A 252-nucleotide genomic window follows, 5' to 3' on the forward strand; every position below is an offset into this window, starting at 1 on the left:
TCTTCATCGTGCAGTTTCTTCAAAAAGGCAATTTCTTCCTGCAAGGATTCCACTTTCCGTTCAAGGTCAAGACGTGCCAGAGAAGCATTGTCAACATCCTGTCTGAATGACTGCAGGGTGCTTTCGGCTTCCTCTCTCTGGAGCATCTCCTCCTGCAATTTCTCTCGCAGCCGCATGATGTCCTCGGCCAGGTTGTCCCGCTCCACCTCGACACGGGCCTTGTCGTTGGTGAGCTGATCCACCTGCCGGCGC

1 protein-coding gene is annotated in these 252 nt (G+C 54.4%); it reads right to left on the minus strand.

What is annotated here, in order from left to right:
* On the minus strand, positions 1-252 hold a 252-nt coding region (locus J2D73_RS20420), incomplete at both ends, for an intermediate filament family protein (protein ID WP_207884257.1).

It is taken from the genome of Acetobacter sacchari, assembly GCF_017377715.1.
Classification (GTDB): Bacteria; Pseudomonadota; Alphaproteobacteria; order Acetobacterales; family Acetobacteraceae; genus Acetobacter; species Acetobacter sacchari.